The sequence below is a fragment of the Sulfurisphaera ohwakuensis genome, from assembly GCF_009729055.1.
Classification (GTDB): domain Archaea; phylum Thermoproteota; class Thermoprotei_A; order Sulfolobales; family Sulfolobaceae; genus Sulfurisphaera; species Sulfurisphaera ohwakuensis.
Genome location: NZ_CP045484.1, coordinates 1,136,509 through 1,162,315, shown reverse-complemented (window position 1 = coordinate 1,162,315; position 25,807 = coordinate 1,136,509). Strand labels below are relative to the sequence as shown.

The 25,807-nt window shown below is 35.5% G+C and carries 24 protein-coding genes and 1 tRNA gene; 21 read left to right on the top strand and 4 right to left on the bottom strand.

From position 1 onward, the window contains the following. Position 1: 1 nt before the first annotated feature. The 19 genes from D1869_RS06485 (at position 2) to D1869_RS06395 (ending at position 20,116) form a co-directional block, all read left to right on the top strand. A complete protein-coding gene (locus D1869_RS06485) occupies positions 2-817 on the top strand; it encodes a hypothetical protein (RefSeq protein WP_156014425.1) in 816 nt (271 codons plus the stop codon). Beyond that, on the top strand, positions 818-2,176 hold the full coding sequence (locus D1869_RS06480) for a (Fe-S)-binding protein (protein ID WP_156014424.1): 1,359 nt from the start codon (positions 818-820) through the stop codon (positions 2,174-2,176). A gap of 56 nt (positions 2,177-2,232) precedes the next feature. Then, a complete protein-coding gene (locus D1869_RS06475) occupies positions 2,233-4,131 on the top strand; it encodes a nickel-dependent hydrogenase large subunit (protein ID WP_156014423.1) in 1,899 nt (632 codons plus the stop codon). Beyond that, positions 4,128-4,451: a Rieske (2Fe-2S) protein gene (locus tag D1869_RS06470; protein ID WP_156014422.1), complete on the top strand. Its 324-nt coding sequence runs from the start codon at positions 4,128-4,130 to the stop codon at positions 4,449-4,451. Before D1869_RS06475 ends, D1869_RS06470 begins: the two co-directional genes overlap by 4 nt. After that, positions 4,444-5,106 (top strand): hypothetical protein, encoded by a 663-nt coding sequence (locus tag D1869_RS06465; protein WP_156014421.1) that lies wholly within the window; start codon positions 4,444-4,446, stop codon positions 5,104-5,106. Before D1869_RS06470 ends, D1869_RS06465 begins: the two co-directional genes overlap by 8 nt. Next, positions 5,093-6,280 carry a hydrogenase formation protein HypD gene (gene hypD / locus D1869_RS06460; protein ID WP_156014420.1) on the top strand — a complete coding sequence of 396 codons (1,188 nt, stop codon included), beginning with the start codon at positions 5,093-5,095 and terminating at the stop codon, positions 6,278-6,280. Before D1869_RS06465 ends, hypD begins: the two co-directional genes overlap by 14 nt. A gap of 1 nt (position 6,281) precedes the next feature. Continuing rightward, positions 6,282-6,602 (top strand): HypC/HybG/HupF family hydrogenase formation chaperone, encoded by a 321-nt coding sequence (locus tag D1869_RS06455; protein WP_156014419.1) that lies wholly within the window; start codon positions 6,282-6,284, stop codon positions 6,600-6,602. Beyond that, positions 6,592-7,605: a hydrogenase expression/formation protein HypE gene (hypE, locus tag D1869_RS06450; protein WP_156014418.1), complete on the top strand. Its 1,014-nt coding sequence runs from the start codon at positions 6,592-6,594 to the stop codon at positions 7,603-7,605. Before D1869_RS06455 ends, hypE begins: the two co-directional genes overlap by 11 nt. A 2-nt stretch (positions 7,606-7,607) precedes the next feature. After that, a complete protein-coding gene (locus D1869_RS06445; RefSeq protein ID WP_231113767.1) occupies positions 7,608-7,829 on the top strand; it encodes a hypothetical protein in 222 nt (73 codons plus the stop codon). Then, a complete protein-coding gene (locus tag D1869_RS06440) occupies positions 7,826-8,260 on the top strand; it encodes a hypothetical protein (RefSeq protein WP_156014417.1) in 435 nt (144 codons plus the stop codon). The genes D1869_RS06445 and D1869_RS06440 overlap by 4 nt, the downstream gene beginning before the upstream one ends. Further along, entirely contained in the window at positions 8,242-8,718 is a 477-nt protein-coding gene (locus tag D1869_RS06435; RefSeq protein WP_156014416.1) for a hydrogenase maturation protease, read from the top strand. The genes D1869_RS06440 and D1869_RS06435 overlap by 19 nt, the downstream gene beginning before the upstream one ends. 827 nt (positions 8,719-9,545) lie before the next feature. Continuing rightward, complete coding sequence (locus tag D1869_RS06430) at positions 9,546-12,656, top strand: molybdopterin-dependent oxidoreductase (RefSeq protein WP_156014415.1); 3,111 nt, start codon at positions 9,546-9,548, stop codon at positions 12,654-12,656. Between the two features lie 3 nt (positions 12,657-12,659). Continuing rightward, on the top strand, positions 12,660-13,373 hold the full coding sequence (locus D1869_RS06425) for a 4Fe-4S dicluster domain-containing protein (protein WP_156014414.1): 714 nt from the start codon (positions 12,660-12,662) through the stop codon (positions 13,371-13,373). Then, complete coding sequence (nrfD, locus tag D1869_RS06420) at positions 13,370-14,695, top strand: NrfD/PsrC family molybdoenzyme membrane anchor subunit (protein ID WP_156014413.1); 1,326 nt, start codon at positions 13,370-13,372, stop codon at positions 14,693-14,695. Before D1869_RS06425 ends, nrfD begins: the two co-directional genes overlap by 4 nt. Before the next feature lie 6 nt (positions 14,696-14,701). Further along, the gene (locus D1869_RS06415) at positions 14,702-16,171 is read left to right on the top strand and encodes a 4Fe-4S dicluster-binding protein (protein WP_156014412.1); all 1,470 of its coding nucleotides are present in this window, start codon (positions 14,702-14,704) and stop codon (positions 16,169-16,171) included. Then, positions 16,161-16,697, top strand: a complete 537-nt coding sequence (locus D1869_RS06410) for a TorD/DmsD family molecular chaperone (RefSeq protein ID WP_231113765.1) — start codon at positions 16,161-16,163, stop codon at positions 16,695-16,697. The genes D1869_RS06415 and D1869_RS06410 overlap by 11 nt, the downstream gene beginning before the upstream one ends. A gap of 224 nt (positions 16,698-16,921) precedes the next feature. Continuing rightward, positions 16,922-17,938, top strand: coding sequence for a pyridoxal-phosphate dependent enzyme (locus tag D1869_RS06405; RefSeq protein WP_156015921.1), 1,017 nt, complete (start codon positions 16,922-16,924; stop codon positions 17,936-17,938). Between the two features lie 1,000 nt (positions 17,939-18,938). Beyond that, a tRNA-Ile gene (locus D1869_RS06400) sits at positions 18,939-19,028 on the top strand. Positions 19,029-19,075: 47 nt separating this feature from the next. Continuing rightward, positions 19,076-20,116: a hypothetical protein gene (locus D1869_RS06395; protein ID WP_156014411.1), complete on the top strand. Its 1,041-nt coding sequence runs from the start codon at positions 19,076-19,078 to the stop codon at positions 20,114-20,116. Here the strand turns inward: D1869_RS06395 and sucD are convergent. Genes sucD through D1869_RS06375 form a run of 4 tightly spaced genes read right to left on the bottom strand, consistent with a single transcriptional unit; the run spans position 20,102 to position 23,653 of the window. Further along, positions 20,102-20,917: a succinate--CoA ligase subunit alpha gene (gene sucD / locus D1869_RS06390; RefSeq protein WP_231113799.1), complete on the bottom strand. Its 816-nt coding sequence runs from the start codon at positions 20,915-20,917 to the stop codon at positions 20,102-20,104. The two genes, D1869_RS06395 and sucD, sit on opposite strands and share 15 nt — an antisense overlap. A 29-nt stretch (positions 20,918-20,946) precedes the next feature. Further along, positions 20,947-21,960 carry a succinate--CoA ligase subunit beta gene (locus D1869_RS06385; protein ID WP_156014409.1) on the bottom strand — a complete coding sequence of 338 codons (1,014 nt, stop codon included), beginning with the start codon at positions 21,958-21,960 and terminating at the stop codon, positions 20,947-20,949. Continuing rightward, positions 21,957-22,652: an endonuclease III domain-containing protein gene (locus tag D1869_RS06380; RefSeq protein WP_231113764.1), complete on the bottom strand. Its 696-nt coding sequence runs from the start codon at positions 22,650-22,652 to the stop codon at positions 21,957-21,959. Before D1869_RS06380 ends, D1869_RS06385 begins: the two co-directional genes overlap by 4 nt. Positions 22,653-22,684: 32 nt before the next feature. Beyond that, complete coding sequence (locus D1869_RS06375) at positions 22,685-23,653, bottom strand: UDP-N-acetylglucosamine--N-acetylmuramyl-(pentapeptide) pyrophosphoryl-undecaprenol N-acetylglucosamine transferase (RefSeq protein ID WP_156014407.1); 969 nt, start codon at positions 23,651-23,653, stop codon at positions 22,685-22,687. 38 nt (positions 23,654-23,691) lie between these two features. On the opposite strand from D1869_RS06375, the gene thrS reads away from it, so the two are divergent. Both thrS and D1869_RS06365 read left to right on the top strand, forming a co-directional pair. Continuing rightward, positions 23,692-25,314, top strand: a complete 1,623-nt coding sequence (gene thrS, locus D1869_RS06370) for a threonine--tRNA ligase (protein WP_156014406.1) — start codon at positions 23,692-23,694, stop codon at positions 25,312-25,314. Next, positions 25,311-25,799 carry a methylated-DNA--[protein]-cysteine S-methyltransferase gene (locus D1869_RS06365; RefSeq protein ID WP_156014405.1) on the top strand — a complete coding sequence of 163 codons (489 nt, stop codon included), beginning with the start codon at positions 25,311-25,313 and terminating at the stop codon, positions 25,797-25,799. The genes thrS and D1869_RS06365 overlap by 4 nt, the downstream gene beginning before the upstream one ends. Positions 25,800-25,807: the final 8 nt, after the last annotated feature.

Below are 25,807 nucleotides of genomic sequence, written 5' to 3'. Positions count from 1 at the left end.
TATGCAGATACCATTTGGTCTATATCCTGTGGGACTAAATCTATATCCATTAGCGTTAGACTTATTTATACCAACCATATTTATTTTCTTTGCTGGTGCATCTTATCGCGTAACAAGATATTTTGTAACTTACAATAAACCCTTTATTGTTTATACTACTCAAGTAAGAGGAATAACCCAAGGAGAGAAAATTAAAGAATTATTTAATACCTTTGCCAATTCTAGCAAAGTAGGGATAAAAAGAAAACCAGCTACGACAGCTGTAGGTCTTCTTATGCATATAGTCCTTATACTTATCATATTTTTACTTGCACAACATATGATCTTTTGGGCTTATTACATTCCTCCTTACCAAATATTGTTCCCTCTAGCAATACCAGAGAGCTCAGCTGATGGGCAATTAGCATTCTTTAGGGGCTCTACTCCCTATACCTCAACACCATATCCATTCGTTCATGATATTTGGGGACCTTTAACAATAATACTTAATGGCCAATACCTAACATATCTACTAATAATATTTTTAGCAATATATTTAGCTCATAAATTTTCGGTAGTAGTGGAACGACTCAGTATAAGAGCTGGAGACTGGTGGTTCTTTGTACTTCTTTTCGTAGACGTAGTTCTAGGCTTCTTAGCTACTTCCCATATTCCTAATAACGTGTACTGGTATGATAACTTATTAGGAGCACATATCTTGGTTGCTGAAATTATAATAGCGACTTTGCCCTTTACCAGAGGTTTTCATATGTTTGAGTTTTACTTAGGTAAGTTAAGAGAATGGTACTTTATGATTATGAGGAGGGGGATGAAATAAATGACCCAAGTAATAACTGAACAAATTAATATGGAAGCACTGAAGAAGGCTATAGATGATGTATTTTATAATCAGATTGATTCAACAATACTTTACTATCTCCAATCATGTGTAAATTGTAAAGCTTGTGAAGCAGCTTGTCCTTTTACACCCACATCTCTTAAGTACTCTCCAGTTAACAAAGCAGAAGTAGCTAGGCAACTCTATAGGTACAGGTTTACAGTGTGGGGAAGGACAATAGGTAGAGCAATAGGAGGAAGCAAGAAGTATCTAAAACTTGATGAAGTGGAAACCATGGTGGATTATGTTTGGCACTGTACAAATTGCGGAGCTTGTATGTTCGTTTGCCCTATGGGGATAGACAGCGGAGCACTTATTGATCTTCTAAGGCAAGTTGCTTTTAAGGCTGGATTAGTTCCCTCAATTTACAAAGAGATAGAACAACTTGAAGTCTCTGGAAAATACTGGGAAGTAAAAGCCTTTAGGGATGCATGGGAAGGGCTTATAAGTAAGATGAAGTCTCAATTAGGAAAAGATATACCGTTAGATAAGAAGTCTAGCGAAGTTCTGTTTTATGCAAGTATTTATGAAGCCCTAGTATATCCTGACGTATTAGTGAAAGTAGCTAAGATATTAGATACACTTAAAGTAGATTGGACTTTCATGTCAAAACCACTAGGTATAAGACCACCACTGGCACTAATTCTTGGAGATAAGGAAGGTGCAGCAGAAGTAATGAAAAGGATTTTAGATTACTTCACCGAGATGTCTCCGAAATACGTTATGCTTACTTCTGGAGGATTTGAGTATCCAGCTCTAAGATACATGATGCACGAGATATTCGAAATAAAACCGAAATACGAGGTAGTGCATGTAACGGAGCTATTGGCTAAGTGGTACGAGATGAAAAGATTTACAATTGAATCGACGGACGAACTAATTACATGGCATGATCCTTGTCAGCTAGGAAGAAGAGGTGGAGTATTTGAAGCGCCAAGAGTGCTAATGAGAGCTCTATCTAAGAACTTTAAAGAGCTACCTAGTCATGGTGTGAATAGTATTTGTTGTAGTAGAGGAGGTGGTGGATGCGGATTGCCTACGATGATCGAGGATATGGCTAAGCTTATAGGGATAACTATTGATGAGAAATCAAAGAAGTTCTTGGATTCAACTATTGTACCTTTAATAAATGCGGGAAAGCTAAAGGTAGATGAGATCAATAAGGTTAAAGCGTCTGAAGTACTGACTGGATGTCCAGTATGTATTGAAAGCATAAGTTTTGCAGTTAATTACTATCATGCTAACACCCAAGTAAAGCATATAGTAGATCTTTTGGCAGATAGAATTAAAAAGGTGTAAGTTATATATGTTTTTTCTTTTTCTTTATTCGATCCAAATTTAATAAGGTGATGTATATGTCCTCTCCTATAAAAATGGTAATAGATCCTATAACTAGAGTAGCTGGCCATTTAGGTCTGACTGCATATGTGGATCCAAATACAAGACAAGTAGTAAGTGACCAAGCTTGGACTTATGTAACTATGTTTAGGGGATTTGAAGTATTCTTAAGGGGAAGACAACCTCCTGATGCTATACACATAACTTCAAGGTCTTGTGGTGTCTGTGGTGCCGCCCACGCTAACGGATCTACTAGAGCAAATGACATGGCCCTCGGAGCAGTGCCTTACCCCTTAGGTGTTGTTTTAAGAAATATGGCATACGTAATGACTGATACTATCTACGATCATAGCATAATCTTAAACGTCTTAGAAGGACCAGACTTCTCAGCCCAAGTTTTTCAGAACTATTATCCCTCATGCTGGCAAACAGCTAAGCAGACCAAGGCTGAATATACAGATATTCACGGGTTCAGTACAATTGCAGATATTATGACAGCTCTTAATCCCTTCACTGGATGGTTATGGATTCATGCAGTAAAGGCACAAATACTTGCAAGAGAAGCTGGTGTGCTTATATATGGAAGGCACTCTCATCCACCAATGCTTATACCAGGCGGAATAGGAACTGATTTGTCAGTTGGAGAATCAATATTTTTACAATATATGTATAGATTAACTACACTAACTGCATGGACCAAATTAGTTATTGCTTCATGGATGGATTTAGCGAACTTCTTAATTAATAACTGTGATTATGAGAAACAAGGACTTACTTTTGAAAAACCTACCTATATCACTGGTTATGGATACGAGAGTCCAGAACTTTACTCGAATCTTGGTAATGATTATACCACAATATATCAGAATATAGACTCAATCACTCAAGAAGCTTCTGAAGGTCCACAAACAGTATTTAGGCCTACAATGGTAAGAAACGGAGAACTTATCAGTAAGAGCTTTATTGATATTAATGTATCCTCACTAGAGTTTGTTAACTCGTCCTTCTACTCTGACTGGGCAAAGACAACTTCACCGTTAACTGAAACAGATCCTGCAGGTAATAAGTTAGCTTGGGGACTTACTGCGTCAGACGGAACACCTTACTATATGTATCACTTATGGAATAAGACCACTATACCAAACCCAGTTGCACCTAACTTTATGGAAAAGTACAGTTGGGATGCTGAGCCTAGACTTGTGTGGAAGGACGGAACAATGTGGTCTTATGAAACGGGACCATGGGCTAGATTACATGCAGTATCACATTTCCATCCTAACAGTCCAATAGTTAAGAACGGTAAAATTTACATTGAGCTTCCGGCAATTAATGAGGTTCCAGCGTGGTTAAGCTCTCAAGCACCTGGCTCTATGCAGAAGTGGACAGTTGAGTGGGATGTACCCAATTATTCAACTACATTAAGTAGAATACTTGGAAGGGCTGTCGATATGGCGGCTGCTATATTTGCTGGTTGGGATAATCTTGAATACGGACTTGAACTCTTTATGAAGAATCAAACAAGTCCAAAGACTTCAAGACCCTGGAAGCAGCCGACTTTCTCTCTTGGAGTAGGTATGTACGAAGTGCCAAGAGGAACAGTAAGACATTGGATGGTAGTACAGAACTATTCAATAGGCAATTATCAATATCAGGCACCGACCACGCAAAATGTCTCACCTAGAGATAATAATTGTAAAGGGCCGTGGTGTAACAACGGAAAAGCGATAGGTGCTTTTGAGCTTTCTGTGATAAATACAAAAATTATGGAAGAAGTCCCACCATCACAGTGGATAGGATATGATTTCCTTAGGGCTATCAGAAGCTTTGATCCATGTCTTGTCTGTGCTGCTCATTTCGAAATTAAAGGAACTGGAAAGGAGCTAAAGCATGTTATAACTCCGGTGTGTAATACATGACTGAGCTAGTAATAAAAAAAAGTGAAATACCTAAGGATTCTATGGTAGAATTTTACTTTCCAGACGGAAAACCATGGGAAAGAAAAGCAGTTCTAATTGTAAATTTTAAGGATAATTTTTATGCACTTGATGCTTTCTGTACGCATAATCACTTAGACTTAGAGGACGGATTTCTCACAGAAGATGGGAAGATTGTATGCCCATGGCACGGTTCTGTCTTTGATGTGAAATCTGGCAAAGTAGTGGATGGTCCCGCAAAAGAAAATCTAAAAACGTATACCGTGGAAGTTAAAGGTGATGAGGTGATAATCCATGAGTGAGATATCAGCTTCTGGATTTACAGGGATCTTTACGATAAGAACGTTTAGTGATCCAGATCTTTATGCATTTGCAGGTAGATTAGTGGGCCTGGGCTACTCTGTTGCAGAGATAAAAATTAGTGGTATGTCTGGATATGCTTATATTCCAGTGGACGGCGAAGGATCTTTTGCAAAGAAAAATTACAGTCAAATATTCTATCAGCCTAGAACGTTTACAGTTGTTTCAAACGACTTCGGTAATTTTCAATTAGCCTCTGGTGAATTAGTGAGGGCATTAAGAGAAAGTGGGATAGGTGCTGTAGACTATGCGGAATTGTCAGTAAGCTTCGAGAAAGTCCTTGAGATTGAATTCGTCAGATCGGGGGATTGGGATATAAGAGGGTTTACAATATCTAAGAACCCAATTGACTCAAAGAAATATGAGCAAATCTCATTAACAAGGATAAACGATGAGCTCAAAAGATATATGATAAGCTTTTATGTAAGAGGAAATTATGAGGAAGTTACAACACAAATACAGATGTTAAAGGCTAAAATGGATGAAATCTCTGATTTTTTAAATTCCTTTCTAATTAGTCTTTTCAAATCTCAAAGGCAAGTAAATAATACAAATATTATAAAAACAGAAGGGGGAGATTTAAATGGATCTACCTAAACAGATTGAAATTTTATTTAGAGAAAATTCAGCTCTCGCTAACAAAATATCCGAAGAGATAAGCAAGCTAGCTCCTAGAGTAGTCAAGAAGCTTGGACTAGATAAAATAAAAATTATGAATTTCTGTGGATCACATGAGTGGACAACTACGCATTATGGTCTTCGTGCACTTATGCCACTCGAAGTAGAGCTTATTCCGGGTCCCGGCTGCCCTGTTTGTGTTACTCCTTCAAGTGATATTGAGAACGTTATAAAACTTGCAATGGAAGGGTACAGAGTATATACCTTTGGCGATGTTTTTAAACTACCCACAGTTAAACACTATAAGAGTGGGGAAATAGGAAGTCTTGCTGCGGCAAAAGCATCTGGTGCTGACGTTAGAATAGTTTATAGCTTTGCAGACGCGATCGAAGAGGCAAAAAAAGACGGCAAACCTTCCGTATTTTTCGGTATTGGTTTTGAGACTACCGCTCCTAGTTATGCTGTACTATTTACTAAGGAGAAAGTCCCAGAGAATTTACTATTCTATTCCTCACTGAAGCTTACAGCTCCTGCAGCTGAATATGCGGTTCAACTTCATAAAGAAGCTAAAAGGACTCCAGTATCTGGAGTTATCGGTCCCGGTCATGTATCGACAATAATTGGTGCAATTAGCTGGGACTTTTTCCCTAAAAAATATGGTATTCCTGCTGTGGTAGCTGGCTTTGAACCAATTGATATCTTGACGGGGGTTTTAGTGATTCTAAATAATTTGTACAGAGGTAAGGCTGAGTTTACAAATTTAGAATATAGGAGAGTAGCTACTTATAAGGGGAATATTTTTGCATTAGAGAATATAAAGGTTGCATTTAACGTTGTGGACACAATCTGGAGAGGAATAGGAAATATACCAAAAAGTGGTTTAACGTTATCTGAAAAGTTCAAAAAGTATGATGCAAAAACACAGTTAGGGATAAAAGAGAAGCCGTGGGATTACGACTTACCTCCAGGATGTAAATGTAATGAAGTAACACTTGGTCTAGCTTATCCTACCGATTGTCCTCTGTTTATGAAAGCTTGTACACCAGCAAGGCCCTGGGGACCATGTATGGTTTCCATGGAAGGGGCTTGTGCTGTTTGGGCTAGATTCGGATCTTATGAGAGAATAAAGGATGCGATTTCAGAGGTGAAGTGATGTGTGTTGGGCAGTTCCAGCTAAAGTTGTTTCAATAGATTCCGATGTTATAGCAACGGTAGATCTAGGTCAAAACACATTGAAGAAGGTAGCAATAGGAGTTGATGATGTTAAAATAGGGGACTACGTAATGGTTCATGCGGGAGTTATAATAGCAAAGCTCAGAAAAGAAGAAGTTTGGGAAAACATTAAGTTCATCTCCGATCAGATAAGGGAGACGGCCCAGCTATTAGGAGAAGATCCTGAAGAAGCTGTAAAAAGTTATCTGGAGAGTATGAAGAGTATTCTTGAAGATTTAGGGGTGAAAAGTGATGGAAGATAAGATTTTATTAAACCATGGGAATGGAGGAAAAGACACACAACTTTTGCTACAAAGGTTGATATTCTCAAAGCTGCCTTTAGAACTTAAAAGAACCGAAGGTGGTGTGGGTATTGACTATCCAGATGATGGAGCAGTAATTAACAATAACATTGTTATTACAACTGATTCCCACACAGTATATCCTTACTTTTTCCCAGGGGGCAGTATAGGAACCTTATCAATATCTGGGACCTTGAACGATCTAATAATGATGGGTGCTAGGCCTATTGCAATGCTGGACTCTATTGTGGTAGGGGAGGGGTTTCCTATGGCAGATCTTGATAAGATAATAGAGGATATGTTGTCGCTCTTGAAAGAATTAAAAATTCCTCTTGTTGGTGGTGATTTTAAAGTAGTTCCCTCAGAGTCAATGAGAGGAATAATAATAAATACTGTAGGAATAGGGATTGCAGAATATCCCATAGTAGACAAAATAGAGGATGGTGACTCAATAATAGTTACGGGGCCCATAGGCGTTCACGGTGCAGTTATAGCAGCAATACAATACGGTATAGATACTAGTATTAAGAGTGATGTTAAACCTCTGATAGGCTTGCTAGATCTGTTTAAAGAATTCGGAAAAGAGATCCATGCAGCAAGAGATCCTACTAGAGGTGGGCTCGCTGCAACACTTAATGAATGGGCTCAGCTGTCAGGTAAGATGATAATCATAGAGGAGGGTAAAATTCCTATTCCAGAAGAAGTAAGATCCATTACTGACATTATAGGTTTAGATCCTTTAGTGTTAGCTAACGAGGGAGTAGCGGTTCTTTCTGTTCCTTCAACAAAGGAAAATGAGGTTATGGAGAAACTTAAAAAACTCGGTTTTGAACCATCTGTAATTGGAAAAGTCATTGAACCTAAGAATAAGGAGAACAAGAATCTTGTTGTTGTGAAGACTGAGATTGGAGGTGCAAAGATATTAGAAATGCCAACAGGAGAAATAGTTCCGAGGATCTGTTAACCATGAAGAGACTGAATTCCATAATAGAATTTATCATGGAACTTGATGCTCTAAAAGATTCTATGATTTACGAAATTAAGAGACCAGTAATGCGAGAATCTCTGAAGTCTATCTACGAAATTAAATCTACTACACCGCAAGTTGATAAGGAAAAGTTATTGAGGGATTATCAGGCTAAAGACCTTTTAGAGCTTATCAGAAAGATTAGAGGTAAAAACTCATGACTAGGATAGTAATAGGTTTTATCCCCTTCTTTGCAACTCCAGCAGGTAGGGTAATTGAAGAAGTTTATAATAAATGGAAAGATAAGGACTTTGTGCTTGACCTCGAAACAGATCCTGTTTACGCTAGTGAGTTAGTTAAGAGACTCTCCCCAGATAGAGTACTTCTTGTAGGAAGTAGTAGATATGCTCCAGAGGGAATAAGCGAAAAAGAGTTTATACTGGAAAATAAGGATCCTTGGTATATGTTGGAACTTGTGAGGCCTGGTCTTGATGGTAGATTTTACTTAGAGGACGTAGCCTACGGGCTTTTGATTTTCGGTGGGTTTGATAAGGTTTATGCAATATACTATAACGGTGATTATAGTGAAGATGCAGTAATGATGTTAGAGAAAAAAGTGGAGGAGAAATATCAGTGGCTGTTAAGATTATAGGTCTTGGAAACAGACTTTATGGAGATGACGCAATAGGATCTATAACTGCTGAGTGTATGGGCGTCTATGATGCGTCAGCTAACGGATTTGATGCACTTACTTTCATAGAAAAAGGCGATATAGTCATTTTCCTGGATACTATGTTAATGGAAGAAGAATATGGACTGTTCGAGATAAATAAGGATAAGATCCAAGGAGTAGAAATATCTGATGCGCATAGGCTTTCGCCTATTCAGATAGTTTCACTAGCAAAACAATCTGGAAGAGAACCTCAAAAAGTTTACATTATGGCTGTAAAGCCGGAAAGATTAGATTGGCCAGGAATTAGCGCGGAAGTCATCGAAAGGATGAGGAAATTACTCTCAGAATATTCAGATTTTTTGAAAAAATTAGGATTACACGTGAACGTTGATAATGTTATTCAGTGTGTGAAAAGTCGGAAAGATTCACCATGGTAATTTATTGTACCTAGCTAGGATTTACTAATGAATAAAGATGTATAATCAGAAGGGCTCTTGATTATGTTAAAGAGAAGAAAATTAACTTTAATTTTCTTTTTTAATTTATTTTAATATTGAAGAAATATGGAAGATATTTAACGTGATGAAGAAGTATTAATTAGATTCAACCTATAGTGATAGTTTTTAAGGACTTAATGTATAACTGATGTCATAAGGTCGTAATTTTTCTATGAGTCGCATAAAGGATCAATTTGTGAGTGAAACTTAAGAAGAAATCGGAGTTCAGAAAGAACTTAGTGCAGTACTCCTTGGGGGGAGTTCGAATAACAGTTTGCAGTGAATACTAGCGTTATATAGTTTTAAGAATATGAGATTATAGATTTTTTATTAATATTATTGTCGTATTATTTATTCTTAATAAATAGAAATAAAGGACAAATATCAAAGTAAGTATTTATAAGTATACTTGGTAAATCAGCTATTTTCTTATAAATGATATAGAAGAAAAACAGCTATACTTATCTAAGAATCAAACTCCAGATTTGATAAAGTGATAGAAGTTTAAATCTTAAATTACAACTGTAGAATGTAAGAAGTAGATATAACTTAGAGCTTAAAGTTTTACATAAATTCCATTTAATGTGGTAACTTAATTAATATATTTATTTATTTTTACTGATTCATAATGTTTAATCATAGCAAATTAAAAATACATATTACATCATTTTATATAGGAAAATTAGTAGTTATTTAACAGAGTTAATGAGTTAAAACTTAGATATTATAAATTGGATAATATAAAGTAGATTGCATAATACATCATAATGACACAAAATTACAACTCACTCCGCTTAACCAGAAGGGACTTCTTAAAGGCATCTGCATTAGCGGCTGTAGCTGGTGGTGCTGCTTATGCGGCGAGCAAGTTCAACTTTAACTTGTTATCCCCACCAATAGATTATGAGACTCCGCAACCAGGCTGGGAGTATTCCTATGTACCTAATGTGTGCGCCTTTTGTTCATCTACTTGTGATATTCTAGTAAGGGTAGAGAAGAAAGGCACCTACATAAGAGCTGTAGAGATAGATGGAAATCCGTTATCTCCGTTAAATAAGGGGAAGATTTGTGCCAGAGGAAGATCCGGCATATTCAGAACCTATAATGTGGACAGAATTAAAACTCCATTAATAAGGACAGGACCAAAAGGAACATGGAGTTTTAGAGAAGCTACATGGGAAGAGGCAATTAATTATATTATGCAGAAGTTTAAGGAGCTCGATATTAAGCCTTGGGAAGTTATCTTAATAGGTGGAGCTATACCATGTGCTAACTACAAGAGATATTTTATTCCATTTACTTTGGGCACTCAGATGCCAAATATAAATGGAACACCAATGCAAAGCTGTATGTTCTCCCTCCAGCAGTCTGTGGGATATGTAATAGGAGGTTTTGATCTTCATGCAACTGATGTAATGGATGATATGACGTATTCTAGGCTAATAGTATCCTGGGGAACAAGTGCATTCTCAGCTGGAATATTCGTTAACAGAGGTGTAAGATTTGGTGAAGGTATAGCCAATGGTGCATATGTTGTAGTTATAGACCCTAGAGTTGGAGAGGCTGCGTCCAAAGCAAACCTTTGGATTCCAATTAAACCAGGTACCGATCTGGTCTTAGCTATGGCAATAATAAACTATATAATCCAAAACGGATACTATGATGAATATTTTGTAAGATATCACACTAACGCTCCTTTCTTGGCTTATGAAGAAAATGGTGTAGTAAAACTCCTAGAGGAGGACTATGAAGATGGTACTGTTAAAGCCTTTTACGTATATGATGAAATAACGGGGCAAATAGTAAAAGTTCCGCCATTTACTAATACTAACATGTATTCGGTAGATGGTATTGAAATTAGGCCAGCATTGTTTGTCCCAGACTTAGAGGTAAACGGTAAAAAAATAAGGACTGTTTTTCAGTTTTTAGCAGATCGTGTAAGTAGTTATACATTAGAATATGCATCAAAAGTCTGTGATGTTCCCTTTGATATGCTTCAAGAATTTGCTTATAGGATATCGACTACAAAACCTATGCTGATAGTTACGGGGTTAAAAGGTTTCTGGGGAGATAGTTCACCGCAATTTAGGAAGGCCACAGCAATGATAATGGCTCTTACAGGAAATATTGATGTAAGAGGAGGTTGGGTATACTCTGGAAAATATAGAGAAGGAATGAAGGAAGTAATCGAAGCATATAATTCTTCAATCTCTTCTGGTTCATCAAAACCAGGAATATTACTTCAGAGACCCGAAATCTTAGCAAAAGTTCCTCTCCTTGACCTCCCAGGTAATCTGCTTACAATTTTTGGTATCATCTATGCGTATAATAATCCCAATTTCTGGTCTACTGGATATCCCGCTATACAATATGTTTATAATCAGAATTTAGTTCAACAAGGTAAAAAGCCTGCTGGTGCCTTTACATTATACGTAGATTCTGGAGCTTATGAAGCCGTTAAAGGACAAGTAACGTGGAATGGCCAACCATACAAGATAAAAGCTGTAATGTCATATGGAGGCTCTCCAGTAAACTTCCAGTGGGATCAATATAAAGAAATTTTAGAGAATACATTCTATGTTGATATAAATATTCAGCCAACAGAAGACACTTTATATGCTGATGTAATTCTACCAGATGTGACTTATCTAGAGAGAGATGAGCCTTTTAGATATGACGGTCCAGCAATGGATTATGCATTAAGAGGTAGATGGCAAGCCATACCTATACTTTATCCTAATACTGCTAACGGGCTTGACCTATTCGTTATGTTAGCATATATGCTCGGTAAAGGTGATGAGTATGTTGATGCAATGGCTAATTCCGTATCTATAGATAAAGAAGTGTTCAAACAAGTAATTAAGGAGGAAATGCCTAAATATCAACAATACCTGATCCAGAACAATGGATATCCACCTTGGGGAAGCTTCACTGCAGATGCTTGGAGAGAAGCTAAGCTATCATACTTATCAAAGAAGACCGGTGTGCCAGTAGAGAAAATGTATGAAATATTGAGAAACAATGGAGTATTAATAATCCATACTGTTGATGAATACTTTAATAATCACGAAAGAATGCCATGGGATCTACCAGTTGCTACACCCACTGGAAGAATTGAGTTATACTCTACAGTTCTTTATTACTATGTGGTGAAGAACTATGGATATGATCCAGTATGGGATCCTTTAATTGCATATGTTCCACCAGATTGGAACTATGGCTATGCTAGAGAGCCTGGTGTATATTATCCAGCAGAACCTCCATACAATGATCCTACATTTAAGCCAACTCCTCCAGAGTTCTTCTATGTTGAATACAAAATCCCAATGTTTGCTTATACATCCAGCACAAATAATCCACTTTTGATGGCAATAGCGTCTAACAGCTATCATGAAAATATTTACCAGATGGCCTGGATTAATGCAGATGTAGCTAAGCAGATAGGAATAAACGAAGGAGATTGGATAATTATAGAGAGATGGAAACTTCCTAACCCAGATGGGACAGTACCTAAGCTGGTTCTTAGAGCTCATCTTACTCAACTTATAAGGCCAGATACTATAGGTGTTCCAGAGCCCTACGGACAAAGAAATCCCGCATTAACATATGCCTCTAGGGCAGTAAAGAACTTCGGAAACAAACCTATAAGTATTTTCTGGCCCTGGAGCTATAATCCACTAGGTGGATTCAGACAATCAGAGCAATTCACAGTAAGAGTTAGAAAAGCTACCCCAGACGAAATCACAGAAGCAACTACACTTGCTCCAGTAGAAACTTCAGACACGTTGCCAGCTAACATGCAAGTGAGCCCTAATTTGCAAATCTCATCTTCTGAGTGGAATTCACGTTTTAATATTTCCACATCTGGGGGTGAGTAATCTATGTCTAACTCAGATCTTTTAGATAAAAACCCAATTGTAAACCCATATGAGAAATTTGGAAACACAAAGGAATGTGAGCATTGGGGATTTGTAGTTAAAGTTGATCAGTGTCTAGGCTGTATGGCTTGTATGGCAGCATGTGCAATTGAAAATGAGACACCGTTTTGGGAGCAATTATGGAGAACCCACGTGGAAGACTTAGAAATTGGTGAATATCCAAACGTCCAGAGAGTCTTTGTACCAAGACTTTGTATGCAATGTGAGAATCCGCCGTGCTATTACGTCTGCCCAACTGGGGCTACACAGATAGTTGAAGGTGGAATAGTTGTAGTAGATGAATATAAATGTATGGGTTGCCTATATTGTGTTGAAGCTTGTCCATATGGTGCAAGATACTTCTATACATATGAGGATATTCAGAAAGCAAAACAATATTTCGGTGAGAACTTAATTCATGTCGTTCCTCACGTCGATAAGTGCACCTTCTGTTATGGAACAGCACCAGATAATACTCATACCCCAGCTTGTGTAAGAACATGTCCTGGTGGAGCTAGGGTATTCGGTTGTTTGGATGATCCAAATAGTGAAGTCAGCATCTTAGTTAACACTGGACAAGCTATAGTTCTTAATCCTGAGCTTAATGTTCAACCTAAGGTATTCTACGTTTTTAATAGACAGCTTCAGAGGTATGCCACGGGGGGTGGAGATCAATGAATAAAAAGGAAATTACTCTTATAATTTGGACAATTGTTTTCATTGTAATTGGAGGAGGTTTATTATTTTACGGAATGAGTTTTAATCCCTTTGCATGGTTCAGCGGGGATGTTACATTTACAGAACCCAATAATGCTCCAATACCGTGGGGGCTGCTAGTAATAGGTTATATGTTCTTCGGAGTAATAGGGACTGGAGTGAGTACTTACAATTCGCTTTATGAGATATTTAACAAGAACCATAAGGAAAGAAATCCGTTTGAAAAGGTTAAATTGAGGAATGAGTGGATTGCTCTAGCTGTGTTAATTCCAGGATGGATCATGGTATTTGCCTCAGTATTTAAACCTGGCGAATCGATATATATATACTTAAGCTTCAGAGACACTTCTAGGATAGCATGGAACGGTGTCCTTTATGTACTTGTAGGTATTGGAATAATAGCATTAATCCTGGCAATTATAGGTGAGAAAGCTGAAAGAAAAGACAAGAAGCCAATTCTTGCATATCAATTGTCTAAGATTGGGATTCTGATAGCTGGCTATGCTGTAACGGTCGAGCTTATTTTAGATGCTAACTTAGGATCAGTGTTTGGTTATCTATCTACTTGGGTCTTTGAATTTGGGTCATTTATGCCACTACTATTCGTGATATTATCTTTCTACGCTGGCATAGGAATGATATCCTTTATCAGCCCTCTATATTCATGGTTAAGAAAGGAGTATAAAACTGATCCTTCGTCTACTCAAAAGCAAAATGCTTCTTCAGTTGCAACAGAAAACAGTATGTATAAGATATTAGCTAGAGATGGATTACTGGCAACTATAGCTGTAGGATTCTTAATGCTTTGGTGGATATGGATCACAGCGACAAACCAAGAGACCTATCCTTGGGCACAATTATTAATATCTGGTGGGTGGAGCAGTGTATTCTGGGGTGGTGCAGTCGTCGTTGGAATATTAATTCCAATAATTCTTTATGCAGTTTCGTACAAGATGGGAAACAGAGCAACATTGTTTACAGCTGCACTATTTAGCTTATTAGGTATGTTTGCAATAATTACTATCGCAGATGTGATTCCGCAAGCTATAACATGGTATTATACGATCTCTCCAGTGAGCCCTGCTAACAGTAACTGGGTATATGAACTTAGGAGTATTTTCAATCACGGACCTCTATGGAGTATATTGCCTTTCGGAATTAATTACTATGACATTGTATGGTTTATAGGTTCTGTTCTTCTTTTGTTAGGAATTTATACACTTGGTGTCCTCTTACTCCCATTAGAGGAGGAAGAAGAAGCAAAACATTGGGTATTTAAGTGATGAAGTATGACTGATCTTTTTTTAAACCCCTTAATTAAATTGAAAGTAGGTATTTTTTATCACTCTTGTGACCATAATAAAAATCCTTCTGGATTTAATTCATGCGATCCCCAGGAAATAGCAGCAAAGCTTAAAGATCTTGGTGCTAGGGCAGTAGTTATAGTTGGTGTATATGATGAAATTCATTTAAAGCTTTATAAAGAGGCGGCATTAAGGGCTGGGATTAATCCTCTTCTTGTTAGGGTTATTGACCATTCTTGGGGAGAGATGGCGGTTAAAGAAAATGTAACTATCTTGGAAAATGCTTGGACTGCAGACCTAGCATTAATTGAGGAGAAACCTCTTCAAGTCAGTAGAAGAGAAGTAATTACTGGGAATCTACAAAAGGTAAAGGATAGAATAGATAAGCCTGTTTACATAAGTGAGATGTGTAAAGGACTTCATAGAGCATGTACTGTATGTCAAGACTCATGTTCGTATAAGGCAATTACTATAGATAAGAAGACGGGAGTTATAATAAACTATGATAAGTGTACCTCTTGCGGGCTCTGTGCAAGTTCATGTCCTATGAGTGCAATAGAGTTTCCATCAGTATCACAGCATTCAATATTTGAGTTAGCTAAAGTTAAAGGAGACAAGGTAATTTCTTGCTATAAGGATTCTGGAAACTCTATAAAGTTGCCTTGTATAGGAATGCTCTCCCCAGAGGACATAGTGTTACTACGAAGTAATGGAAAGCTTACCTTAAAGTGCCCAGGATGTGAGTTGTCTAAAAATCTATTATTCCTTAAGTCTGTTGTAGATGATCTTAACAACGAAATAGGAGGCATTTCCCTAATTACTCCAGAGGGAGTTATTACAATGAAAGAAGCTAAGGAGGTACAGCTTACTTTTGAGTTTCTAACTAATAGAAGTGAGGCTAGAAAAGTAATATTAAACTCGCTAGGTAATATATCCGACATAGCATATGATGTTATTATAGATCAGAATAAATGTACGATCTGCGAGAGCTGTATAAAGTGGTGTCCTTCTTCAGCACTAACGCTTGAAAGAACCATTGATAGTGAAAAGATAGTATTTGATTCGAAAAAGTGCATAGGATGTAATATTTGTGTAAACGTCTGTCCTGAAGGAGATGGTGGATGTAATGGAAAGATAATGGCCATAGTTAATTCAGACTCATTACCTACATCTTCATCTAACTCTACAAAGGCAATATATATTAAGAGGTCTAAAGGAGTTCCTTCTGCGAAAGTTGTAATGGAAGATTATTTGGTAAGATGCAGAGTTTGTGGAGAGCCTGTGGGATCAAGGAAGAGTTTAAACCATGTTAAGAAGATTATGAAGGAGAGAGGATTAGAATGTGAAGATGAGTGGCTTGAAAGATGTCCTAGACACAGAGCAGAATATTCGTTTCAAAGGAGATTTGCCTCGGCCAAGTTTAAACCTAAGAGGTTTGATCTGAATGTGGGTTGACTACAAACTCTTTTCTTATCTACTTTTAGGTCCAAGGTTTAATTATCAAGCTGAGTCACTTCTTGGTGGGATTTTAGAGAAGCCTTACTATAAGGAGGTAGAAAATATAATACTTATGGTAAAACAGGGGGAATATGATAAGCTAGCAACTGAGTATACCTCATGTTTCATTAACGATTATCCTAGGCTTCTCTGTCCACCTTACGAATCATGGTACAAGGAAAGAAGTGTTTATGGAAGTTCAGCTCTTGAAGTCGCAGATATATATAATAAGTATGGTATAAGAGCAGTAAAATCATTACCAGATCATATTGCGGTTGAATTTGAATTTACATCGTTTTTATATAGTATCGGTGAAGTAGAAAATGCGGAAAAATTTATAATAAAGCACATACTTACGTGGGTTCCTCAGTTGGCAAACGATATGATTGCATACAGCAAAGGAGATTATATAAGAGCTCTAGGAAAAACTCTTCTTAACTTTATTAAATATGAGAAGAACCGACTACATTTTGTTAAAGAATAGTTAAACCTTAGCTTTTTTGAGTTATGGCAATAGAAAATGTATTTATTATATATAATATGCGCTTTATGTATGCTAGCAGATCAACACGATATATTTTCTTAGAATGTGTTCAACTAGGTATAATAAGATGTAAATATCTTTCTATTGAATTTTCGTTTTATATAGTTTAATGCTTCTAATAACTATTATAAGAAAGACTATAATTATCTTTGATCAAATTTTCTATCATGAGACAAGTATGCATGCGTTGTGGAATGGAAAGAGAAGGGTTAGAAGTGCGCTGTAAGAGGTGTGGAGGTCCTTTTAAGGTTGAGGTTGAGGATATTCCTTTCTCTAAAAATTTAAGGGAAAATTTTCCTTATATAAAGAACTGGATTTCATTAGGGGAATGGCATACTCCTATGATAAGGTCTAATAATGTTTATTTTAAATTGGATTTCCTTAATCCTACTGGGTCTTATAAAGACAGAGGGTCTGTTACGTTAATTTCTTATTTAGCCGAAAGAGGGATAAAGCAGATTTCTGAAGATTCGTCTGGAAATGCTGGAGCTTCTATTGCTGCTTACGGTTCTGCAGCTGGAATGAGAGTTAAAATATTTGTTCCTTCAACTGCTAGAGGGAATAAACTAAAGCAGATTGAGATTTACGGTGCAGAAGTTATTAAAGTCGAGGGTAGTAGAGAAGATGTTTCAAAAGCTGCTGAAAACTCTTCATATTATTATGCGTCTCATGTTCTTCAACCTCAATTTAGGGATGGAATAAGGTCTTTAGCTTATGAAATTGTAAGTGACTTAGGCTGGAGATCACCAGATAACGTGTTTTTACCAACATCTGCTGGAACTTTACTCTTGGGTGTTTTTGAAGGGTTTAGGCATATGTTTAATCAGGGTATAATAAGTAAAATTCCTAGGCTAATAGCAGTACAGACTGAACAAGTTATGCCTCTATGCTCTAAGATAAAGGGATTAAAGTATACTCCGCCAGAAAAAGTTACGTCAATTGCTGATGCTTTAGTTTCTACTAGTCCTTTCCTTCTGCCAGAAATGGAAAAAATAGTGAAAGAGTATGGCGACTGTATAGTAGTGTCTGATGAAGAAATTTTAAACTCTTGGAAGGAATTAGCTAAGAAAGGCCTTCTCGTAGAATATAGTTCTGCTACAGTTTATTCTGCTTATAAGAAGATTAATCCAGAAGGAACTAGTGTATTAGTATTAACTGGAAGTGGTCTTAAAGTTTTATAAAAATTTTATATACTCTTAACTGGATATAATGAAAAACCATAACTAGTATGAGAATATGAATTATTTTGTCTTCCTAAACTTATATAAGTGATTATGTTTTTATGAAAAATTCAAGATTTAATAGTTTTGAAAGATCGTTATCATAAGATTCCCGTCTTAAATCAATAAGACCTTGTAGATGTCTTAATATAAAGAATTAAGCGTTTAAAGGAAGGTTTATAGAGTTTTAATAAATATTAACGTATATTTTAGTTCTCTACTAATGGGATTTTTATCATTACCTTTCAATTTGATAGTTGATTTGATAATTTTCAAAGTTTTTAAACTAGAATTTGGGTTACAAGAAATAAAGTTTTCACTTTTAGTGATATTTTAATTCAGAAGGCTAATAAAAAATTATATTTACGAAATAGAGAAAGATTAAGACATTATTAGAAAAGACCATTATATTGTTCTTTTATCTAAGTTTTAGTGAAATTAATATTGGAATATTAAAGTACGTCCTCCTAAAGTGAACATGCTGCATTTATATCTGGATTTTCTCTATCGTAAGCCAAGTTCTCTCAAGCGAACTATTGTCCTAAAAGTTTAATCTGATGATTTAAATTTTTGTTAGAGTTTTGAGTCTTGTATTTGTCGAAAAAGCGTAATAAAGTTAAAAACGGTAGCTAGATAAAGTAAGATTAGGGTTATAATTTCTATGATATTAACTGTATTTCATTATATTTAAAATAGAAATGAATTATAGAGGATATAATTATCTTATTAAGTTTTTTCTTTGTAATTTTAGTGATTCATTTAGATCTCTGTATTATATGACTATACCAAAAATACTAATAGAGAGAATATAACTAGATTACGTGAGTAACTTTTTCTAGTTAATATTTTAGTCAGCCTTTCTTTATATATCTATTATCATCAATCAATCCGCCCATCGCTCATCATTATGACTATATTTTTAACAAAAAGTCTTAAAAAGGTTAGTTATAATGATTAATATGGGCCCGTAGCTTAGCTTGGTAGAGCGCCCGGCTGATAACACTCCCGGTCAGACACCGGGAGGTCGCGGGTTCAAGTCCCGCCGGGCCCATAGTTGTGAAAGTTTTTAATAACCCTTAACACCTTATATTACTTAGCATGTCACTCTCCATCATTCTTTTCTCGTTCTTAATACCTGGTATGATTTTCTCCTATACTTTATATTCTTCTTCGTATTATACGACACAGAATCAGTATTTATTTTATATATACAATTTTAATATGACATGGGAGAATACAAGTTTTAATGTTCATGTAGTGAGTAACTTTACTACTCATACACCTCCGCTTCCGCCACACTCAAATATATCATCTTTTAATTTGAATGGAGTGCTTACCTATTATGATCTTTACTATAACCAGTACTATCTTCCAATTATCTCATTATTTACTAATTTCACTACTTCAACTTTCCCTATAAACAATGGCTCTGTTAATATTCCTGTCATAAAGTTCTATTCTCCAGGTGGAAGTTACATTATTGTATCTTCTCAATACGGTTTCCCTATATTAATTTATAACAAAACTTTTGAAAATAATATCAAGTTCAATTTCAGTGTAAAATTAAACTTCGTAAAACCACTACCTAATTTTATAAAGACATACAATGTGTATAAAGTTAACTTAGATTATCTTTTCAAGGGCAATACTCTACATAAAGAAGTTTATATAGTCTCTCCTCATGCTACATTCTCATATCACAACTTAAATATAGGGAATTTAACAGTAAGTGCTCTAAATATTTCTTCTCAAGGATACGCAACAGTAATTTTACCAATAGGTGAGTTTCCGTGGGTAGAACCTAGTGGTACAATATATGTAAATGGAAGTGCTTACTCTATAATAGTTCAAGAGACTTCAGTATATGGTAATATATTCTGGGAAACTACTTATAATTATGATAATAAGTCATATCCTTTCATGGGTGTAATGATAGGTCACTATTATGTTCTCTTCTTCCCTGATGGTGGAAAAATATCGATAATCTTCTCTAATTTCAATCAAGGAGAAATTGTTGGGATAAAAGAAACAGTCTTATCTTCATCTGATTCTTTGTCACCAGAGTACGTGTTAATAGGAGGTTTTACTGTAGTGATAGTGATAGCTCTAGTAGTATTTATTAGATCAAGAAGAAAGTAACTTAGGTATTTCGTAAGGTGTTTTTGCAACTGGTATTCCAGCTTCTGTTAAAGCTTTTATTTTGCTTTCGAACGTTCCCATACCCATATAAACTACCGCACCAGCATGGCCCATTCTTTTTTCTCTTGGTGCTGTCATGCCTGCAATATATGCAACTATTTTTTTCTTTATCTTACCCTCAGCTTTCATCTTTGCAACTCTCTCTTCCATCGTACCGCCAATTTCTCCTATCATTACTATACTTTCTGTTTCTGAGTCTTCTTCAAACATTTTTACAACCTCAATCATATCAGTTCCTATTATAGGATCTCCACCAATTCCAATAACGGTAGATTGTCCATAGTCTTTTTTCACCATTTCAGCAACTTCATAGGTTAATGTTCCAGATCTAGAAACGATGCCAATTTTTCCCTTCTTAAAAGCTCTAGGTGGAAGAATTCCTATTAAGCTCTCTTCTGGAACTATTAGACCTGGACAATTGGGGCCAATAATTCTAGTTCCTTTTGCTTTAGCATATCTAACTATTTTCAACATATCAAGAACTGGTATGTGTTCTGTTATTACTACAACTAATTTTATTCCTCCGTCAATTGCTTCGTAAATAGCATCTGGGGCATATTTTGCTGGTACGAATACAATACTTGCGTCTATTTCGTGTTCCTTAAGTGCATCTTCAACAGTATCGTAAACTGGTACTCCATGAACAGTAGTTCCACCTTTGCCTGGACTTACTCCAGCAACAATTTTAGTTCCGTAACTGAGCATTTGTTTAGTGTGGAATGAGCCTTCTTTACCGGTAATTCCTTGAACTAGTACTCTTGTGTTTCTATTTATGAGCGTAATGCATCACCTATGCAACTTAATGCATCAGTATAATATTTAATACCATTTTCTTGAAGTATTTTCCTTCCTTGTTCTTCGTTTGTTCCTACAAGTCTTACATATATGGGTTTCTTTATTAAACTGTACGCATCAACTATTCCAAGTGCGACTTCATCACATTTTGTTATTCCTCCATAAATATTTATAATGATTTTCTTAACCTTGGGATTTGAACCAATCTTCAATACTGCTTCTTTAACTTTCTCTCTGTCTGCTCCACCACCAACATCATAGAAATCAGCTGGGCTTCCCCCCATTAATTTAACCATATCCATGGTGGCCATAGTTAATCCAGCCCCATTACCTATAATCCCAATATCTCCATCTAACTCTACATAGGCATCTTTACTAGGTGATCTTCCAATTTTTTCTAATAGATCTTGGTGTCTAAATAATGCGTTATCTTCTAAGATTACTTTTGAATCTAAAGCGTAAAGCCTTCCATCCACTGTGACAGCTAATGGGTTTATTTCAGCTAATTCAGCATCATATTCAGTAACCAATTTGTATAATCCTTTAATTATGGGTTCAAGACCCTTAACATTAAGATATTTTTCAATTTTAATAACATCATAAGATCTTACTCCTCTTTCAATTGGTATATGAAAAATTTTTACATTCTTACTACTCTCTATATCTATTCCACCTTCTGGTGATGCTACAATAATAGGTTCTGCAACATCTCTATCTATTAATGCCGATAAGTAGATTTCTTTTTCATGCGGAATAAATTCTTCTACGAGGAATTTATTAACTCCTAACTTCATAAGCTCATTTATAGTCTCTTCAACATTTTCAGTTACTCTTACTAATCCTCTTTTTCCTCTTGCTCCTTCAAGTAGTTGAGATTTAACTACAGCTTTTCCTTCCCATTTTATTGGTTTATCTGTAACTATACCTTTTGGTACTGGGATTCCTACTTCCCTAAAAAGTTCCTTTCCTTCAAACTCGTAAAGTTTCAACTTTTCACCACATGTTTATAATATGCACACAAATCTTTAAATATGCAACTATTGCACTTAGGTTTACTTAAACAAAAAATTTTACCAATGGTAACTATTCCAGCATGAAAAAGTTTAAGTTTATATACATCATATTTTAAATAACTCTCAGCCAAAATTTTAGCTTCTTTTTTGCTTATTTTTTCACCTAAAATTCTGCTTAAAATCCTAGAAGCATATTCGGATCTTGGAAATACAGGAAGATTAGCTACAAAAAGTTGTAAAGATTCTGCAGTCTCGTCTCCTATTCCTTCAATTTCTTTCAAACTTTTTTCATTCTTAACTATATTTTCTAGTCCTTTCTCTTTAACTATAATGGCTAATTTCTTTAGCCTTTTAGCCTTAGTCTTATAAAAATTAACTCCTTTAATAAGTTCTTCAATTTCTTCTTCTGATAAATTAGCCAATTTATCTAGTTTATTTAAACCTGTTTGCCTTAATCTTTCAATTATTTTTTTAACTATTTCCCACTTAGTCATTTGTACTAGTATGGATGAAATTAAAATTTCATCAGCGGTCTTTAATCCATCCCACCATTCAAATGAATTTGCATCACTGACAATCCATCCAGCTTGTCTTAAGAGATCTTTATTCTTTTCAAATTCTTGAATAAGTTTTTGAATTATCTTATCAGCACGCAGTGACGTCTTCATCTTATCGGTGTGCGCTCGTCTCATCACTAGTATTAGTTTCTAGTTAGATCACTTAAAATTAAATCTACCAACTTTTGCGTGCCAATTTCATAATCCTTAGGTTTATGAGCTTTCTCAATCGCTTTAAGTAAAACATCATCTGAATCCCAGCTAGATGGGTCATCTAAGAATGTTGCTCCTAGTATTTCAGCATAAAGTTTACTATCTTCTTTTGTAGCAGCATAAATCCAAGATTTGTTGTAAACTATAATTGTGGGTTTCTTATACATTACTACAGCTTCCATTGCTGTCTTACCTTGATGTGTTATAATTAATTTGGCCTTAGCTATCCATTTTTCTATATCTGGATCGAAAGAGAAGAATTTCCAATTTGGCTTCTTGTCCTTATATATGCTCGGATCTACTTTTCCCGTTTGAACAATTACCTTCTCTAATTCTAATTTAATAAGACGATCAAATAACTCCTTAAATCCTTGGCTTCCTGTTGTTACTAAGATATAGTCACCATTCTCTGCTTTATACTTAGGTTTTTCAACTATTGGGCCCACCACTATTCCTTTTTTAGGGTAGAGTTTTTTCTGTTCCTTCCAATGCAAAAAAATTCCTTTTGAGAAATATGAGATTAGCCTAATTGCTTTTCCCTTAGTTACTATTCTATCTTGACTTTCAATACCGTAAATCTTTGCTCTTTTCAAATATTGCACAAATGAGGGAATTAAGGAATGATTTGAACCAGTAGCTATTACTATCTTGTATTTCTCGATCTTACTTGACTGAGAAAGGATCTTAAATATATTTTTCAAGAACTGTGTGTTTCCTTCACTAGGTTCTTTTCCCTTCTTGACATAGTATATTTTTCTTGCTAAATTCTTAATCATTTCTTCACTGTTTTTGTCATTCTCTGGAATTACGAAATCTGGCTTAAAGGGTAAATATTCAGCTATCGCTCTCCCAAAACCAGTATGTCCTCCACCACTTGCAATTATAAGTAAATCTGACACTAAAACTATTTTATTCGGTTAGATAAAAATACCTAACTATGGAAGAGTATAAAGGAGTATGGCTGAAGGCTGGTATAATCTATGCCTTAAATTTGGCCTCAAATGGGTTTAAACCAGTAGAAGTCGGTTTAGGTGAGAGAGATTTTTATGTGGATATAGAAAGTGATACGGCATTAACATTAGATGAAGCTAAGAAATTTGCTACTTATAATCAATACTCCTATCAGTTGAAGGATGGATATATAGAATTTAATGGAAATAAGATTAGAGTGCTAGGAGAACCTTCAAGTTTAGAACCAAAATATTTTGAAATACTTAATATTTCAGTTCATCATCCTTCTCCTAATGTTCAATATGTTAGAATAAGAGGAGTTGGATTTGAGAAAAAAGAGGAATTAGATCAATATTTAAAGTGGCTAGAGGAGGTATCAGAATACGATCATAGGATAATAGGAGAAAGACTGGATTTATTCAGCTTTCCTGACGAGACTGCACCTGGTCTTGCGCTATTTCACTATAAAGGACAGATAATAAGGAAAGAATTGATGAGATTTATGGAAGAAATAAATGAAAGTATGGGTTATCAAGAAGTATTTACGGCAGAGATATATAGGTCGATTCTCTGGAAAACTAGTGGTCATTATGATTATTACAAGGACAAGATGGTTCTTTTCAAGATGGAGGATGAAGAACTAGGACTTAAGCCAATGAATTGTCCAGCCCATATCTTAATATATAAATCTAAAACGAGAAGTTATAAAGATTTACCTATAAGGTTTTCAGAGTTTGGATTGGTTTTTAGATGGGAGAAAAGAGGTGAGCTTTATGGATTACTAAGAGTTAGAGGATTTGTACAAGATGATGGGCATATATTCTTAACTGAAGATCAAATAAAAGATGAAGTGAAAATGTTAGTAAAGAAGACTATTGATGTTTTATCTATATTTGGATTTAAAGGTGATGATGTTAGGATTAATTTAAGTACAAGACCAGATGAAAGTATAGGAAGTGATGAATTATGGGAAAAGGCTACAAATGCTTTAGTTTCCGCCCTAAATGAGTTAGGAATAAGATATATTGTAAAAGAAAAAGAAGGAGCATTTTATGGTCCTAAAATAGATTTTGATATAAGGGATAGTTTAGGCAGATGGTGGCAGTTATCAACAATTCAAGTCGATTTCAATCTTCCAGAGAGGTTTAAGCTAGAATATATAGATAAAGACGGAAGTAGAAAAAGACCAGTTATGATACATAGAGCTATTTATGGTTCTATAGAAAGATTTATGGCAATTCTATTAGAACATTTCAGAGGAAAATTACCTACATGGCTCTCACCAGTTCAAGTCAGAGTATTACCAATAAGTAAAGATGTGGAGGATTACGCTCTAAATCTACTCTCTAAGCTAAAGGAAAATAGGATAAGAGTAGAACTAGACATGTCTGATGAGACTTTGTCAAAAAGGATTAAGAAGGCTTATGATGAAGGAGTCCCATATATGATAATAATAGGGAAGAAGGAGAGAGAAGAGGGGAAAGTAACTGTAAGAGGTAGGAATAATGTGGAAATAAGAGGAGTTAAGTTTGATAACTTTCTCAAAGCATTATTAGAAGAGATAAGAAATAGAGATTTGAACCAGAGTGCAATAAATAAATTAAAATGATAGTTTACGGTCTTTATAAAAGCCCTTTTGGTCCAATTACAGTAGCTAAAAATGAGAAAGGATTTGTTATGCTAGATTTTTGTGATTGTGCAGAAAGAAGCTCTCTAAATAATGATTATTTTACAGACTTCTTTTACAAATTAGATTTGTATTTTGAAGGGAAGAAGGTTGATTTAACTGAGCCTGTAGACTTTAAACCTTTTAATGAGTTTAGGATAAGAGTATTCAAAGAGGTAATGAGAATAAAGTGGGGTGAAGTAAGGACTTATAAGCAAGTAGCTGACGCTGTGAAGACATCACCTAGAGCTGTTGGTACCGCATTATCGAAAAATAATGTGCTATTAATAATACCATGTCATAGAGTTATTGGAGAAAAAAGCTTAGGTGGATACTCAAGAGGGATAGAATTAAAGAGAAAATTACTCGAATTGGAAGGAATAGATGTGACTAAATTAATAGAAAACAATAATAATAGGAGAGAATAAATAAGGAC

Excerpts from the sequence above, each read along its gene's own strand:
- hypE (WP_156014418.1), top strand. The coding sequence starts at position 6,592 with ATGGAAGATAAGATTTTATTAAACCATGGGAATGGAGGAAAAGACACA.
- D1869_RS06470 (WP_156014422.1), top strand. The coding sequence starts at position 4,128 with ATGACTGAGCTAGTAATAAAAAAAAGTGAAATACCTAAGGATTCTATG.
- hypD (WP_156014420.1), top strand. The coding sequence starts at position 5,093 with ATGGATCTACCTAAACAGATTGAAATTTTATTTAGAGAAAATTCAGCT.
- D1869_RS06380 (WP_231113764.1), bottom strand. The coding sequence starts at position 22,652 with ATGAAGACGTCACTGCGTGCTGATAAGATAATTCAAAAACTTATTCAA.
- nrfD (WP_156014413.1), top strand. The coding sequence starts at position 13,370 with ATGAATAAAAAGGAAATTACTCTTATAATTTGGACAATTGTTTTCATT.
- D1869_RS06415 (WP_156014412.1), top strand. The coding sequence starts at position 14,702 with ATGACTGATCTTTTTTTAAACCCCTTAATTAAATTGAAAGTAGGTATT.
- D1869_RS06445 (WP_231113767.1), top strand. The coding sequence starts at position 7,608 with ATGAAGAGACTGAATTCCATAATAGAATTTATCATGGAACTTGATGCT.
- D1869_RS06430 (WP_156014415.1), top strand. The coding sequence starts at position 9,546 with ATGACACAAAATTACAACTCACTCCGCTTAACCAGAAGGGACTTCTTA.
- D1869_RS06485 (WP_156014425.1), top strand. The coding sequence starts at position 2 with ATGCAGATACCATTTGGTCTATATCCTGTGGGACTAAATCTATATCCA.
- D1869_RS06475 (WP_156014423.1), top strand. The coding sequence starts at position 2,233 with ATGTCCTCTCCTATAAAAATGGTAATAGATCCTATAACTAGAGTAGCT.
- D1869_RS06425 (WP_156014414.1), top strand. The coding sequence starts at position 12,660 with ATGTCTAACTCAGATCTTTTAGATAAAAACCCAATTGTAAACCCATAT.
- D1869_RS06480 (WP_156014424.1), top strand. The coding sequence starts at position 818 with ATGACCCAAGTAATAACTGAACAAATTAATATGGAAGCACTGAAGAAG.
- D1869_RS06465 (WP_156014421.1), top strand. The coding sequence starts at position 4,444 with ATGAGTGAGATATCAGCTTCTGGATTTACAGGGATCTTTACGATAAGA.
- thrS (WP_156014406.1), top strand. The coding sequence starts at position 23,692 with ATGGAAGAGTATAAAGGAGTATGGCTGAAGGCTGGTATAATCTATGCC.
- D1869_RS06365 (WP_156014405.1), top strand. The coding sequence starts at position 25,311 with ATGATAGTTTACGGTCTTTATAAAAGCCCTTTTGGTCCAATTACAGTA.
- D1869_RS06410 (WP_231113765.1), top strand. The coding sequence starts at position 16,161 with ATGTGGGTTGACTACAAACTCTTTTCTTATCTACTTTTAGGTCCAAGG.
- D1869_RS06440 (WP_156014417.1), top strand. The coding sequence starts at position 7,826 with ATGACTAGGATAGTAATAGGTTTTATCCCCTTCTTTGCAACTCCAGCA.
- D1869_RS06395 (WP_156014411.1), top strand. The coding sequence starts at position 19,076 with ATGTCACTCTCCATCATTCTTTTCTCGTTCTTAATACCTGGTATGATT.